The organism is Ilyobacter polytropus DSM 2926, from assembly GCF_000165505.1.
GTDB classification, from domain to species: domain Bacteria; phylum Fusobacteriota; class Fusobacteriia; order Fusobacteriales; family Fusobacteriaceae; genus Ilyobacter; species Ilyobacter polytropus.
In genome coordinates, this window is sequence record NC_014632.1 from 1 (window position 1) to 15713 (window position 15713).

General features: G+C 33.1%; 13 protein-coding genes. All 13 read left to right on the plus strand.

Annotated features, from left to right (window positions below):
* Nucleotides 1–23: 23 nt before the first annotated feature.
* The 13 genes from ILYOP_RS00010 (at nt 24) to ILYOP_RS00070 (ending at nt 15662) form a co-directional block, all read left to right on the plus strand.
* Nucleotides 24–1862 carry a replication initiator protein A gene (locus ILYOP_RS00010; protein ID WP_013386463.1) on the plus strand — a complete coding sequence of 613 codons (1839 nt, stop codon included), beginning with the start codon at nt 24–26 and terminating at the stop codon, nt 1860–1862.
* A gap of 171 nt (nt 1863–2033) precedes the next feature.
* Nucleotides 2034–2240 carry a S4 domain-containing protein YaaA gene (gene yaaA / locus ILYOP_RS00015; RefSeq protein ID WP_013386464.1) on the plus strand — a complete coding sequence of 69 codons (207 nt, stop codon included), beginning with the start codon at nt 2034–2036 and terminating at the stop codon, nt 2238–2240.
* Between the two features lie 14 nt (nt 2241–2254).
* The gene (gene recF / locus ILYOP_RS00020; RefSeq protein ID WP_013386465.1) at nt 2255–3385 is read left to right on the plus strand and encodes a DNA replication/repair protein RecF; all 1131 of its coding nucleotides are present in this window, start codon (nt 2255–2257) and stop codon (nt 3383–3385) included.
* Nucleotides 3330–4187, plus strand: a complete 858-nt coding sequence (locus ILYOP_RS00025; protein WP_041920966.1) for a DciA family protein — start codon at nt 3330–3332, stop codon at nt 4185–4187. The genes recF and ILYOP_RS00025 overlap by 56 nt, the downstream gene beginning before the upstream one ends.
* A gap of 2 nt (nt 4188–4189) precedes the next feature.
* Nucleotides 4190–4477 carry an extracellular matrix regulator RemB gene (gene remB / locus ILYOP_RS00030; RefSeq protein WP_013386467.1) on the plus strand — a complete coding sequence of 96 codons (288 nt, stop codon included), beginning with the start codon at nt 4190–4192 and terminating at the stop codon, nt 4475–4477.
* Complete coding sequence (gene gyrB / locus ILYOP_RS00035; RefSeq protein ID WP_013386468.1) at nt 4477–6381, plus strand: DNA topoisomerase (ATP-hydrolyzing) subunit B; 1905 nt, start codon at nt 4477–4479, stop codon at nt 6379–6381. The genes remB and gyrB overlap by 1 nt, the downstream gene beginning before the upstream one ends.
* A 127-nt stretch (nt 6382–6508) precedes the next feature.
* On the plus strand, nt 6509–8968 hold the full coding sequence (gyrA, locus tag ILYOP_RS00040) for a DNA gyrase subunit A (protein ID WP_013386469.1): 2460 nt from the start codon (nt 6509–6511) through the stop codon (nt 8966–8968).
* Nucleotides 8969–9015: 47 nt separating this feature from the next.
* On the plus strand, nt 9016–9444 hold the full coding sequence (locus ILYOP_RS00045) for a hypothetical protein (RefSeq protein ID WP_013386470.1): 429 nt from the start codon (nt 9016–9018) through the stop codon (nt 9442–9444).
* 90 nt (nt 9445–9534) lie between these two features.
* A complete protein-coding gene (locus tag ILYOP_RS00050) occupies nt 9535–10308 on the plus strand; it encodes a hypothetical protein (protein WP_013386471.1) in 774 nt (257 codons plus the stop codon).
* 12 nt (nt 10309–10320) lie between these two features.
* Nucleotides 10321–10776 carry a YfcE family phosphodiesterase gene (locus ILYOP_RS00055; protein ID WP_013386472.1) on the plus strand — a complete coding sequence of 152 codons (456 nt, stop codon included), beginning with the start codon at nt 10321–10323 and terminating at the stop codon, nt 10774–10776.
* 100 nt (nt 10777–10876) lie between these two features.
* A complete protein-coding gene (gene pheS, locus ILYOP_RS00060; RefSeq protein ID WP_013386473.1) occupies nt 10877–11893 on the plus strand; it encodes a phenylalanine--tRNA ligase subunit alpha in 1017 nt (338 codons plus the stop codon).
* A gap of 31 nt (nt 11894–11924) precedes the next feature.
* Nucleotides 11925–14312 carry a phenylalanine--tRNA ligase subunit beta gene (gene pheT / locus ILYOP_RS00065; RefSeq protein WP_013386474.1) on the plus strand — a complete coding sequence of 796 codons (2388 nt, stop codon included), beginning with the start codon at nt 11925–11927 and terminating at the stop codon, nt 14310–14312.
* A gap of 135 nt (nt 14313–14447) precedes the next feature.
* The gene (locus ILYOP_RS00070; protein ID WP_013386475.1) at nt 14448–15662 is read left to right on the plus strand and encodes a glycoside hydrolase family 10-like protein; all 1215 of its coding nucleotides are present in this window, start codon (nt 14448–14450) and stop codon (nt 15660–15662) included.
* Nucleotides 15663–15713 lie beyond the last annotated feature (51 nt).

Consider the following 15713-nt stretch of genomic DNA (forward strand, 5'->3'; position numbering starts at 1 on the left):
ATCATGTACACATTGGAGGGGTTATGGCTATTGAAGAAAATAATATGTTAGATAAATTTAGTATTACCTCCAGCGGGTCTTTGATGGATGACATAAAAAAGGTCGATATCAAAATGAATGAAGTTCCTGATATAGAGGTCAGAGAGGTTGTCATCAAAGAAACAGGTAACTTTTTGAACTTAAAGGAAAACATAATAAATATTCCAATCGAGATGATTGTTTTCCCATTTTTTACACCTCAAAAGCAAAATAAAAGGGTAAACTTTCAGTATTCATTTGAAGATCTAGGAGTTACAATGTACTGCACCTTGGTCGCAAAAGATTCTAAGGATGAAATATTTCAACCGTCTATTTTTGAAGAAAAAATATATACTTACCTTATATCAATGTATGAAATGAAAAAAGAGATAAATGATACAGATGAGTATATAGAGTTTGAAATATCAGATTTTATAGTGAATTTTTTGGGAAATAAAATGAACAGGAATTATTATTCTAAAGTTGAACAGGCTTTGAAGAATCTCAAAAATACTGAGTATCAGTTTGTTGTATCAAATCATACAAAGCTTGGAAAATATAAATTTGAAGATGAGGAATTTAAACTTTTAACATATCAAAAGCTGAAAAAAGGTAAAAAGGTATATTATAGAGTAACACTAAATAAAAATATAAGAAAAAAAATCAAGGATAAAAGATACATAAAATACAATTCAAAGGCACTTTTAGAAATTTTAGCAAAAGATCCAATTGCAGGCAGGATATATAAATATATAAGTAAGATAAGATACGAAAAGGCTGAAGATACTATAAATATAAGAACATTAGCCGCTATAGTTCCACTAAAAACAGAGCAAGTTACAGAAAGATTTAATAAAAATGGTGAAGTAAAGACTTATGTGTTAAGTAGAATGAAGCAGGTGTTAAAAAGAATAGAAAAAGCTTTTAAAGCCTTAAAAGACCTTGGATATGTTGAAAAATACAAAACCTCATATAAAAAAGATGAAGATAATTATTATATTCAATATAAATTTAATCCTGAAAAAGACGGTACGTGTCATGTATCTAGCTTCGTAGAATCGGCAAATAAAAAACCAAAAGAACTTCTAGACTGGAGTAAAGAACCTGTTGAAAAGAAGAAGATCAAAATTTCTAAAAATGATATAATTGATGCAGAAATAGTTGAAACTGTAAAATCTAAAACTGTAAATAGACTTAAAAAATCTCTAAAAGAAGATGAAAAATTTACTTCAGACATCTACGGAGACGTTTCAGACGAGCTTATTGAAAAAATATTAAAAGCAAAAAGAAACATTTATGTTTCTAAGGCTTGGAATAAAAGGGCAGATAATAAGATTTTAAAAATAGTGCATGAAGACGGGGAAGAATTAGCTTTAGAAATACTTAATATTCTTTATAAAAGGCTGAATACCGAGATAAAATCCACACTAGTTCAATATATAAATGGAATAATAAAGAATCTTAGAAAAGATCATATGGAAAGTATTAAAAAAGCATCAAGGCAAAACTTGACACTTTTTAATCAAGGAAGCAGAGACAAACCTCTTACAAGTAAAAAGAAGATAAATCAATCAAGAAGAAAACTCAAAAAACCTACGATTACAAGTGTGAAGGATATTATGGACACTCCTGAATCAGTAAACAATGTTATAAGGGAATTTGACAAATATGATGATTATCAAAAATTAAAAATAGAGGAAAAAGCTCTTCAAATATGCTCTAAAGAGGAGAAAATAGATGTTAATTTTCTTCTGACTCTAAAATCTAAATCTAAAACAATATATTTAAATACTATCAGAAAGTATATACAGACAGTTCTTGAAGATGGGGAATGGAGGTCTTGATAATAAGGCCTCTTTTTTTATTTTGAGTATAAACCTTTTGATTTTTAAAGGATAAAAAAAGATATTAGTTTTTTTTATTATTGCTAATGTACATATAATAAAATTGATAAAAGTTTGTATTTATGATATTATTTTAAGGTGAGCCAAGCTTTTTTTTGAAAGGAGAAATAGTTGAAAAAAGTCAAAATAACCAGTGAGTTTATAAAATTAGACCAATTTTTGAAGTGGGCCGATGTGACATCTAGCGGAGTAGAAGCAAAATATATGGTCCAAGATGGGGAAGTAACTGTAAACGGAGAACCAGAAGAAAGAAGAGGAAGAAAACTTTATCCTGGAGATACGGTAGAAGTTATGGGTAAAAAGTTTATAGTTGAATAGTTTGAGGTGAGGATTTGCAAATCTCAGAGATTAATTATGTTAATTTTCGAAATCTAAAAGATAATAATCTTAAATTTTCATCAAAGTTTAATCTTTTTTTAGGGAAGAACGGCCAAGGAAAAACAAGTATTTTAGAGGCAGTTTATTTTTCTGCAACGGGAAAAAGTTTTAGGACTCCAAGACAGAATGAGATAATAAATCACAGCAGGGAAAGAACTGGATCCTTTGTTGTTTTTGAAGACTCTATTTCTAAAAAGACCCTTTCTGTAAAATTGGGAAAAGGTAAGAAGGAATATTCTTATAACAAAAAAAGGGTAAAGTATGATGATTTCCATGGAAAACTTAACATAGTATCTTTTATACCGGAGGATATATCCCTTCTAACTGGGGCTCCAGGTGTCAGGAGGTCTTTTTTTGATTATGAGATTTCCCAGGCAAATAAAGAGTACTATCAGGATCTGAAAAACTATACCAAACTACTTAAATTTAGAAACAAGTATTTAAAAGAAAAAAAGCATAATGACCCTATGTTTGATATTTATCAAAATGAATTTATAAAATTTGGGGCTAGAATAATAAAAAAAAGATTAGATTATGTGAGAAATATTTCTATACTTTTAAATCTTAATTATAGAAAATTATTTGATGACAAAAAAGAGCTTAGATTAAAATATTCCTGTTTTTTAGGGGAATTAAAAAAAGTTGAGACCGCTCAGATAGAAAAATTGATCCAGGAAAAAATAAACCAGGTGTTCTGGCAGGAAAAAAGATATGGATTTTCCCTGGTAGGACCCCAAAAAGATGATTTTATTTTTTTACTAAATGATAAAGAAGCCAAATCTTATGCATCACAGGGAGAAAAAAAATCAATAGTTTTTTCAATAAAACTATCTGAGATAGATATGATAATAAAAGAGAAAAAGGAATCACCTATTTTTATTATAGATGATATTTCATCTTATTTTGATTCTCTCAGAAAAGAGAGTATAATAAAATACTTTAAAAAAAGAGATATTCAGCTTTTTATAAGTTCTACAACAGACTTGAATATGGCTTCTAAAAACTTCTATATTGAAAAAGGGGATATTTATGAAGAATATGACCAGTGTAAAAAAGATAATAGAGGAAGCCGTGATCAAAAGTAAAAAATTAAAAGAGGCAATTATCCGAGCCAAATGGGATGAAATAGTAGAAGGCCTTTTTTTTAAGAGCTCGCCCCTCTATATAAAGGAGGGCGTTTTGTATGTAACAGTCGAGTCCTCTGTTTTGCTTCAGCATATGTACATGAACAAAAATAATTATATTAAAAGAATCAATATAATACTAAAAGGAAACTATATCACTGATATGATTTTTAAGGTGGGGAAAATACCTTTAGAAGAATATTTTAAGGATAACATAGCCAGTGAAAAAGAAAAACCAGACGAAGTAGAGGCGGCATTGTCCCCGGATGAATATAAAGAACTTCAAAAGAGTGTTGAAAACATAGAAAATAAACAAATAAAAGATAGAGTACTTTCCCTGAAAGTAAAGTCCTTAAAAAGGGAAAAATCCTTGAGGAAAATAGGATATAAATATTGTAATGAATGTGGAATTTTACATAAAAATTCCGGAGGTCTATGCACAATATGTGAAAACAAACACCACCTAAAAAGAGAGGAAACTCTTTTGAAACTTTTTAGAGAAAATCCATATACGACTCTGGAAGAAGCTGAAAAAATTATAGATAAGCTCTCTAAAGAGGAGTATGACAAAGGTAAGGAAAAAAAGCTCGACAAGATATATAAAAGAGCCGAATTTGCAATAAAGGATAGAAATATAGAGGATGCTCGTCTTGATCTGATAGAATATTTTAAACTAGAAACTGGAGAAAGAGAGATAAAAAGAATAAAAGAAAAAGCGGATAATCTTATTAAATTAATAATAGAAAAACTTCAGAGGAGGTAGCTTTGTATATTTATCTTGAAGATGAATTTTTTATACCTCTAAAGGAGATTGTAGCAGTAGTTGATTACAATAAATTCATGTCTTCTCCAGAGGGAAAGAAATTTTATGATGAAAATAAAAATAAAATAATAGATCTTTCTGCAAAGGATAGAAGAAGTCTTGTAATAACAGATAAATTTTTTTATATGACCTCATACGTTGTTAGGTCTATTCAAGATAGAGGAAATGAGTTTGAAAGACTCAAAGCAAAGGGCAAGAGAAATATCAAGAAATATAATGGAGGGCTGTAATGAGTAATTATCAAGCGGAAAATATTACGGTATTAGAGGGTTTAGAAGCCGTTAGAAAAAGACCGGGAATGTACATAGGTTCCACATCGGCTAGAGGTCTCCACCACTTAGTCTGGGAAATAGTAGACAACTCTGTGGATGAATCTTTGGCAGGTTACTGTAACAAGATAGAGATAAAAGTCCTAAAGGATAACATTATAGAGGTCAGTGATAATGGAAGAGGAATACCTGTAGGAATTCATCCAAAACATGGAAAATCAGCACTTGAGATAGTTCTTACTGTTCTCCATGCTGGAGGAAAGTTTGAGAACAGCAACTATAAGGTTTCTGGAGGTCTTCACGGAGTAGGGGTATCTGTAGTAAATGCTTTATCTGAATGGACTGAGGTTTTTGTAAAAAGAGATGGGAAAATACATAATCAAAGATATAATAGAGGTGTTCCTGAATTTGATGTAAAAGTTGTGGGAAAAACCAATGAAACTGGTACAACAGTGAGATTTAAGGCTGACAGCGAGATTTTTGAAACTTTAGAATATGATTTTGATGTTTTAAAGTCAAGACTAAAAGAGATGGCTTATCTCAATAAAGGTCTAGAGATAGTACTAATAGACGAGAGAAAAGAAGAAATAAAGGAAGAGATATTAAAGTTTGACGGAGGAATAGTCGACTTTATAAAAGAGGTAGAGGAAGGTCAGGCAACATTAATTCCAGAACCTATATATATGGCTGGTGAAAGTGAAGATATAATAGTAGAGATAGCAATTCTCTATACAGAAAAGCAGAGGGAAACAATATACTCATTTGTAAATAATATAAATACCCATGAAGGGGGAACCCATGTAAGTGGATTTAGAATGGCCCTTACCAGGATAATAAACGAGATGGCCAAATCCCTAGGACTGCTCAAAGAAAGAGATGGAAATTTTCAGGGTCAGGACATAAGAGAAGGAGTTACGGCAATCATATCCATAAAGGTTCCTGAACCACAGTTTGAGGGTCAGACAAAGACTAAACTAGGAAATTCAGAAGTTACGGCAGTGGTGTCATCTATAATGGGACAGTTTCTAAAGATGCATATGGAAGATCATCCTTCTGATGCAAGAAACATAATAGAGAGAATACTAATGTCTAGAAAAGCCAGAGAGGCAGCTAAAAAAGCCAGAGAACTTGTAATGAGAAAATCTGCCCTTGAAGTTGGATCTCTTCCTGGAAAACTTGCTGACTGCTCTTCTAAAAAACCAGAAGAGAGTGAGGTATTTATAGTAGAGGGAGATTCTGCAGGAGGATCTGCAAAACAAGGTAGAGATAGACACACTCAGGCAATACTTCCTCTTAGAGGTAAGATAATAAATGTTGAGAAGTCAGGTCTTCATAAAGCCCTTGAAAACAACGAGGTAAGATCAATGGTAACAGCCTTTGGTGCCAACATAGGTGATGATCTTGAGCTTGAAAAGCTAAGATATCACAAAATAATAATAATGACCGATGCAGACGTAGATGGTGCTCACATAAGAACACTTATCCTTACCTTCTTTTACAGATATATGGTAGATCTGATTCACGGAGGATATATATATATAGCTCAGCCTCCTCTGTTTAAGGTGACAGCCGGAAGAACGATACAGTATGCATATTCAGATAAGCAGCTAAAAGAGATAACAACTGTGATGGATGCTGATAATAAGAGATATACCCTACAGAGATACAAAGGTCTTGGGGAGATGAATCCTGATCAACTCTGGGAGACAACTATGAATCACGATACGAGAACTCTTCTTCAGGTAACAATAGATGACGCAAGAGAAGCGGATATATTATTTGACAAACTGATGGGAGATAAAGTAGAACCTAGAAGAAACTTTATTGAAGAGCATTCTCACTTTGTAAAAAATCTAGACATATAACTCTGGTAATTAACAGGGGAAAAGAAATATTAAAAATTGACTCAAAAAAAGCAGCTAGCTTTATTCCAGTCAGATTTTATGTAGATAATATAAAATCTAGTGAAATAACGGCAACGGGAGGAGAATCATGTCTAATATAAATGTCAGATACATCGAAGAGGAGATGAAGCAGTCTTACTTGGATTATTCCATGAGTGTAATTGTAAGTCGTGCACTTCCAGATGTAAGAGACGGTCTGAAACCGGTACACAGAAGAATACTTTTTGCCATGAGTGAGATGGGGATGACTCATGACAAACCTTTTAAAAAATCAGCAAGAATCGTCGGAGAAGTACTAGGTAAGTACCATCCTCATGGAGATTCTGCAGTATACAATACAATGGTAAGAATGGCTCAGGATTTCAACTTTAGATACCAGCTTATTGACGGACACGGTAACTTTGGTTCTATAGATGGAGATTCAGCGGCAGCTATGAGATATACAGAAGCAAGAATGGCAAAAATCACTTCGGAACTACTTGTGGATATAGATAAAAATACCATAGATTACAGAAAAAACTTTGATGATTCACTAGACGAGCCCCAGGTTCTTCCTGCAAAACTACCAAATCTTCTACTAAACGGAGCAACAGGAATTGCTGTAGGAATGGCAACAAACATACCTCCTCACAATTTAGGGGAGCTTTTAGACGGAGTACTTGCCCTTATTGAAAACAAAGAAATAACTCCTGAAGAACTTATGGAATATGTAACTGGTCCAGATTTTCCGACAGGTGGAATAATTGACGGAACCAAGGGAATTTATGAGGCTTATACAACAGGAAGAGGAAGAGTAAGAGTCCGTGGAAAAGTAGATATTGAAGAGCTTAAAAACGGAAAATCCAACATAATAATAACAGAGATACCTTTTCAGGTAAACAAAGCAAGACTTATAGAGAAAATCGCCGAACTTGTAAAAGAGAAAAAAATTACCGGAATAACAGACTTAAGAGATGAATCTTCTGCAAGAGAAGGTATGAGAATAGTAGTAGAATTAAAAAGAGATGAGGAGCCTGAAATTGTATTGAATAAAATATACAAATACACAGAGCTTCAGAATACTTTCGGGATAATACTTCTTGCTCTTGTAGACAACATGCCTAAGGTATTAAATCTAAAAGAGATCTTAAGCCATTATATAAATCACAGGTTTGATGTAATAACAAGAAGAACAAAATATGATCTTGAAAAATCTGAAAACAGAGCTCATATATTAGAAGGATTCAGAGTGGCTCTTGAAAATATAGACAGAATAATAGAGATAATAAGAGGTTCTAAAGACGGTAATACAGCAAGAGAACACTTAATAGAAAAATACAGTTTCTCAGATATCCAGGCTAGATCTATACTAGATATGAAACTTCAGAGACTTACTGGTCTTGAAAGAGAAAAAGTAGAAAATGAATATACAGCCCTTATGGAACATATAAAGGAACTTAAGGATATTCTCTCAAATGACCAAAGAGTATATGACATCATCAAAGAAGATTGTGAAGAATTGAAAGAGAAATATAGTGATGAAAGAAGAACTCAAATAGAAGAAGAGAGATTAGATATAAACATAGAAGACCTTATTAAAGATGAAAAAGTGATAGTAACCCTTACAAATAAAGGTTATGTAAAAAGAATGAATCTAGATAAGTATAAAGCTCAAAAGAGAGGCGGAAAAGGTGTGTCTACCCAAAATACTGTAGAGGGTGATTTCCTAGAGAATATGTATACGGCCTCAAATTTAGATACATTGATGATCTTTACAGATACAGGTAAAGTATACAACCTTAAGGTATATGAGATACCTGAGTTCTCAAAGCAGTCTAGAGGAAAACTTATAGCTAACCTTATTAATCTCCAAGAGAATGAAAAGGTAAAATCAATAATAAAAACAAGAGAGTTTAGCGACACTCAGGATCTTTTATTTGTAACGAAAGAAGGACTTGTAAAAAAGACTGTCTTGAGTGAATTTAAAAACCTAAACAGATCTGGACTGAGAGCTATAAAACTTAAAGACGGAGATGACCTTATATTTGTAGGGCTAGTAGAATCTCCTAACGATCAGGTATTCATAGCAACAAAGAATGGTTACTCTATAAAGTTCCCACATGAAAATGCAAGAAATATGGGAAGAGCCACTATAGGAGTAAGGGGAATCAATTTGAGAAAAGATGACGATGTGGTCTCTGCTGTGATAATAAAAAGAGACGACACCACAATCCTTACTGTAACAGAAAACGGTTATGGAAAAAGAACTCGAGAAGACGAATATCCTCTTCAGTCAAGGTCAGGAAAAGGTGTAATCAATCTAAGATGCAACGAAAAAACTGGAGTTGTCGTAGAAGTTACATCTGTAACAGAAGAAGAGGAGCTTATGGCTATTACTTCTAATGGAATAGTAATAAGAACTCCTGCAGACACAATCTCTCTCATAGGAAGAGCCACACAAGGGGTTAGAATAATGAGAGTAGAGGAAGATGAGAAATTAGTAAGTATAGTAAAAGTGATGAAAAATATAGAGGAAAAGATTTTAGAGGAAGAAGAAAAGTCTGAATAGAAGAGGGGACTAAATGTCCCTTCTTTTTATACAAAAGAGGTGAAAAGTTGAAGAGTATAATTCTTTTATTATTGTCTATGTACATGTTTGGATGTACTTCTGTCCCTAAGCAAAAGACGGCAGAGAAGAGATCGTATAGTTTTGATAGTCCTGAGGCAGTTATAGAGGTTTATTATACAGCGTTAAAAACCGGGGATGAAGAACTTTTAAACAGCTGTTTCATAGACAAAAAAAATCTTACAATTGTAGGTAAAATGAGAGATATTCAGTATAAAATAAGGAAGAGCAGGCTTATATCTAAGGATGAGGCGGATTTGAGAAACATCGGGAGCACCGCCAGTGTATTAGAAGAGGGAGACGTCGAACTTTTTTTGTATGAAACAATAAAAAACAATAGGGAAGAGATGACCTTTATTCTGAGAAAACAGGGATTTGAGTGGCGGATATACAGTCATTCTTTAGGGTATTATGTGTGATAAAAAAATCTTTATAAAAACAGCCTTGTTGTGTTAAAATAAAGGGAAGTGGTTTAGTTTTTATCGCTTTTTTTTGGGAGTGGTGATTTTATGTTGAGAAAGGTAGTAATTCTTTTTGGGAATGAACTAAACACAGAAAATCTTTTAAAAACAGGAAAAGCACTAAAGGAAAAGTATAATTGCGAAATAAAAGGACTCTATGTAAGAGATCTCAGGAAACATGAAATTATCCCACCATCAGTAGAAGGTTTGGTGGTAGATCCATCATCTAGGTATATCGTAGAGGAGTGGGAAAAGTTTGAAAGTGAACAGATTACAATTCTTAAAGATAAGTTTAAATCTTATTTTGATGAAAATAATCTCATTGTTAAAGACGGGGTAACCCCTGATACAGCTTTAGAGGAACTAAAGGGATTTGATCTTCTTGTTTTGGGAAAAGGTGAGAGAATATCACCAGATTTAAAGTTTATTTTGAAAAATCATTATAAACCTATTATAATAGTCTCCCAGGAACCTATTAAATTTGATAAAGTAATGATAGCAAATGATAAGAGCTTTAAAATAAACAAAAGTTTTTTTAGATTCATGTCAATATTTGAAGACATAAAAGAATTTGATTCTTATTCTGTGGGATTAGAGGATGAAGAAGATAATAGTTTTTCAGAATACCTACAGGGTAGCGACAAGGTAATAAGAACAAAAGAATGTCAAGGCGATGAATTAGAGGTGCTTATAGAGGAAGCTAAAGAACACAACCTGTTAATAATGGGAAATCTAACTCATTCATATCTTGTGGAAAAAATTACAGGGCATATAGGGGTAAAACTAATAGAGAGTTTGAAAATACCTATATTTATAGCTTAGAAAGAGGAAAAAATGAAAATTTTAGTTGTTTCTGATAGCCATCAGCATCTTGAAAAATTAATAGATATATTTGAGAAGGAAAATCCCGATATAGTTATTTCAGCAGGAGATAACAGCAGTGATGTCATAGATCTCTCTAATATAAAAGAAAAAGCAGATTATTATATAGTTAGGGGAAACTGCGACTATTTTGATTTTAAAACAGATGATATTGAAGAATTTAATATAGCAGGGAAAAAGATATTTCTAACTCATGGACATCTTTATGATGTAAAGTCAGGATATGAAAAAATAAAAAATGAGGCCTTAAAAAAACAGGCAGATATCGTTATTTTTGGGCATACACATATACCTTATTTAAATAATGAAACTCCTGTGCTGTTTAATCCTGGTGCAGCTAAAGATGGGAATTACGGAACAATAGATATATCAGGAGATGAAATTAAATTTTATCATAAAAAACTTTAAAAAGTAAAACCATAAAAAAGAAAGGCGGCAGGCAGAGCCTGCTTTCTTTCCTTTTATTTTCATATAAAACTTTGGATAAATTAATGAATTGGGAGGAACAATGAGGAACAGAATAGAATCGCTTAAACTTAGTGCAGAAGAAGCTATCTGCAAAGCAGCATCTTTGAAGGAGCTCGATGAACTAAGAGTGGGAATCCTTGGTAAAAAAGGTGAACTGACAGAGATAATGAAGGGCATGAGAGAACTATCTAAAGAGGAAAGACCTGTCATGGGTCAACTGGCAAACGAAGTGAGAGACTCTATAACAGAGGCTCTAGAGAAAAAAATGATAGAGGTAAAAGAAAAAGAAAAGCAGGAAAGAATATCTTCTGAAAACATAGATATAACTCTTCCTGGAAGAAAATCTTCTTCAGGAAGATACCACCCGATAACAGAAACTATGAACATGCTTAAAGAGATATTCATAGAGATGGGGTTTGATGTGGCAGAGGGTCCTGAGATAGAGAAGACAGAATATAATTTTGATGCATTGAATATCCCAGAAAATCACCCTTCTAGAGATTTACAGGATACATTTTATATGTCGGATGATGTGGTTCTGAGAACTCATACATCTCCTGTACAGGTAAGATATATGAAAGATAAAAAACCTCCCTTTAGAATGGTATGTCCTGGAAAAGTGTACAGAAGCGATTATGACGTTTCCCATACACCGATGTTTCACCAGATGGAAGGTTTAATGGTAGGAGAGAATATATCATTTGCCAATCTCAAGGCTATATTAACTGAATTTGTAAAAAAAGTTTTCGGTGATACAGAGGTTAGATTTAGGCCGCACTTTTTTCCATTTACAGAACCTAGTGCTGAGATGGATGTGCAGTGTGTAATTTGTAAGGGAAAAGGCTGCAGACTATGTAAAGACAGCGGATGGCTGGAAATAATGGGATGCGGAATGGTAGATCCTGAGGTGTTAAAGGCAGTTGGATACAATCACGAAGAGGTCTCAGGTTTTGCATTTGGAATGGGAATAGAAAGAGTAACAATGCTAAGACACGGAATAGATGACCTGAGGGCATTTTTCGAAAATGATATAAGGTTCCTGAAGCAGTTTAAGTAAAAATAAAAGAAAAAAGACGTTGGAGGAAACGATGTTAATTTCACTAGATTGGTTAAAACAGTATGTGGACATAAAAGAAAATACAAAAGAACTTGAAAATACCCTTACTATGATAGGGCAAGAGGTAGAGGCTATAGAGGTTCAAGGAGAAGATCTGGACAATGTAGTTGTGGGGCAGATAGTTGAATACGGAAGACATCCTGAAGCAGAAAAGCTGTCACTACTCAAGGTAGAAGTTGGAGAAGGGGAACCTCTCCAGATAGTGTGTGGTGCACCGAATCACAAAGACGGAGATAAGGTAGTAGTAGCTAAATTAGGAGCTGTACTTCCTGGTGAGTTTAAAATAAAAAAAGCCAAGGTAAGAGGAATAGAGTCTTGCGGAATGCTCTGTTCTGAAGTAGAACTAGGTATAGGAGAAGACGGAGAGGGAATAATAATCCTTCCTGAGGATGCACCTGTAGGAGAGGAATACAGAAAATATATAGGTCTTGATGACACAATATTTGAACTAGAAATAACTCCAAACAGGCCAGACTGTCTTTCTCATATAGGTATAGCAAGAGAGGTAGCGGCTTACTATAAGAGAAAAGTAAAATATCCTAAATATGAGATGGACGAAGTAATAGAACCTGCTTCTAGCCATATACATGTAAATATAGAGGATAAAGAAAGATGTAAAAGATACTGTACAAGAATCCTAAAGGGAGTAAAAATACAGGAATCTCCTGAATGGCTCAAAAAAAGATTAAGATCTATAGGTCTAAGGCCTATAAATAATATAGTCGATATAACAAATTTTGTAATGTTTGAATATAATCACCCTATGCATGCCTTTGACCTAGATAAACTAGATGGCAGTAAGATTATTGTAAGAAAAGCAAAAACAGGGGAAAAGATAGTAACTTTAGACGAAGAAGAGAGAGAGTTGAATAACGGCGAGTTAGTAATCGCAGATGAAAAAAAACCTGTAGCCATAGCTGGAATAATGGGGGGACTTGATACAAAAGTTGATGAAGAAACAACTGATATTCTTTTGGAAGTTGCTTATTTCACACCTGAAAACATAAGGAAAACTTCTAAGTCACTGGGGCTTTCTTCTGATTCTTCATATAGGTTTGAAAGAGGAATAGACAGGGAAAATTCTATAGAAGTAATAGACAGAGCTGCTAAACTAATGAAGGATATAGCCGGTGGGGAGATTCTGAGTGGAATAGTAGAAAAATATGTAGAAAAATATGAAAAAATAGAACTTACTCTTGATATAGACAAACTTAACAAATTTGTAGGTAAGGAAATATCTGTTGAGACAGTTGGAGAGATATTGAGAAATCTTGGTCTCGAGATAAAAGCTTTGGTTGGAAAAATACTTACAGTGTGTCCTCCTAGTTACAGAAGTGACTTAGTGAGAACTGCAGATCTTTATGAAGAGGTCATTAGAATGTATGGCTTTGAAAATATAGAGGATGTAATGCCTGAAGCAAATATAAAAGCCGGAGTAAAAGATCCTGAAACAGAGGCAGTGGATAAAGTTAAACTTGTACTTAAAAAGTTAGGACTTCAAGAGGTTATAAATTACAGTTTTATACCATCCGACGCAGTATCAAAACTAAAAATGAATGTAGAAACAATGGCAATTAAAAACCCTATAAACGAAGATCTAGCAGTTATGAGACCTACACTTATTTACGGATTACTTTCAAATATAAGGGACAACTTCAATAGAAACCAGTTTGATCTTAAATTATTTGAAGTATCTAGAACATTTACATCAAGTGAAGAACTTGCAAATGAAGAAGTAAAAATTGCTGTTGCAGTATCAGGAAGAGCTGAAAAAGATCTATGGAACTCCAAGCCTGAAGCCTATGATTTCTTTGATATAAAGGGATATGTAGAAGGTTTTCTTGAGTATATGGGGATAAACAGATTCCAACTTGCAAGAACAAATAATCCTACTTTCCACCCTGGGAGGTCTGCAGAGATAAGAATGGGTAAGGATGTAATAGGAAGCTTTGGAGAGATACATCCAGATGTGGCTGAGGCTATGGATATAAAAAAGGAAAGAGCTTATATAGCTGAATTGGATCTTATAAAAATTCTAAAATACGGAAAGAGTAAAATCAAGTATGAAAGAATTGTAAAGTTTCCAGCTGTGACAAGAGATCTGGCAATTGTACTAGATGGAGATATTCTTGTAGGAGATATGCTAGGGGATATCAAAAAATCTTCTAAAATAATAGAAAGTGTAGAGCTATTTGACGTTTATCAGGGGGATAAAGTGGAAAGTGGTAAAAAGTCTGTAGCAATAAACATAGTTATGAGAAAGTCTAACGGAACCTTGGAAGAAAAAGAGATAACAGAAGGAGTAGAAAAAATACTTCAAACTATAAGAAAAAAATATAAAGGTGAAATAAGACAGTAAAAATAAAAATAGCGGCTTTTTGCCGCTATTTTTATTGGTTTTATTTAAGTACTATAATTTTAGATTTCCAAAAAAATATTAAAAGTTGAAAATAAAAGTTTTTAAAGTCATTATTATAGTGTAGGAGGTTAAAAAATGAAAAGAATTTTTTTATTATTGTCAGTATACATAATTTTTAGCTTTATTTCTTACGGACAGGAGGCAGAGATAAGCTACAACGGAGTTAATTTTTATAAAAAAAATGGAGAAAAAAATGAATTTAGAGGTGTCTGGGTTGCAACAGTTGCCAATCTGAACTGGCCTAAAAAAAAATCAACTTCTCCTAGAGAACAGAGAAAAGATTTTAAAGAGATACTGAAAGAGATAAAAATAATGAATATGAATGCCATAATAATGCAGGTTAGACCTTCAGGAGATGCCGTATATAAATCTAAAATAGTGCCCTGGTCAAGATATATTACAGGAACTCAGGGGAAATACCCTGGATATGATCCCCTTAAATTTATGGTAGAAAGGAGCCATAAAATGGGAATAGAATTCCACGCCTGGTTTAACCCCTATAGAGTCGCACTTAATGATGAAGAGTTTAAAAGTCTAAGTAGTGATAATTTCGCAGTTAAAAATCCTGAAACTGTAATAAAATATGGAAAAAAATATTATTTTGATCCTGGGATTCCTAAGGTTAGGGAACATCTAATAAAAGTAGTACTAGAAGTAGTTGATAATTATGATATTGACGCTGTGCATATCGATGATTATTTTTATCCGTATACAATTGAAGACCTTGATTTTCCAGACCTAGAGACTTATAGAACTTATGGATATGAATTTTCTGAAATAAAGGAATGGAGAAGAGAAAATGTAAACAAATTTATAGAGGAGCTTCACAAAGAGATAAAAAAAAGAGATAAAAAAGTGAAATTTGGAATCAGTCCCTTTGGAGTATGGAGAAATCATAGGGATGATGCACGAGGTTCTGATACAGCTGCTTTTCAGACAAGCTATGACAATCTCTATGCAGATGTGTTAAAGTGGATAGATATGGGATGGATTGATTATGTTATACCCCAGGTATACTGGAATTTTGGATTTGCTCCTGCACCTTATGAAAAACTTGTGGACTGGTGGTCAAAAGAAACTTCCGGAAAAAAAGTAAAGCTTTTTATAGGACAGGGAGCTTATAAAGTAGGAAAGGAAAACTGGGAGAATCCAGATGAACTTATAAATCAGATTTATTATAATAGGAGTAAGGGTATAGAGGGAAGTGCTTTTTTTGACATAAAGTCTTTAGTGGAAAATCCATATAATCTTAAAGATAGGTTGAAAATAGATGTTTTTAGAGAAAATTAAACTGTATATTTTTAAAATTTCAAAAAACTAAAAAAATAGACAAAAAAAAGT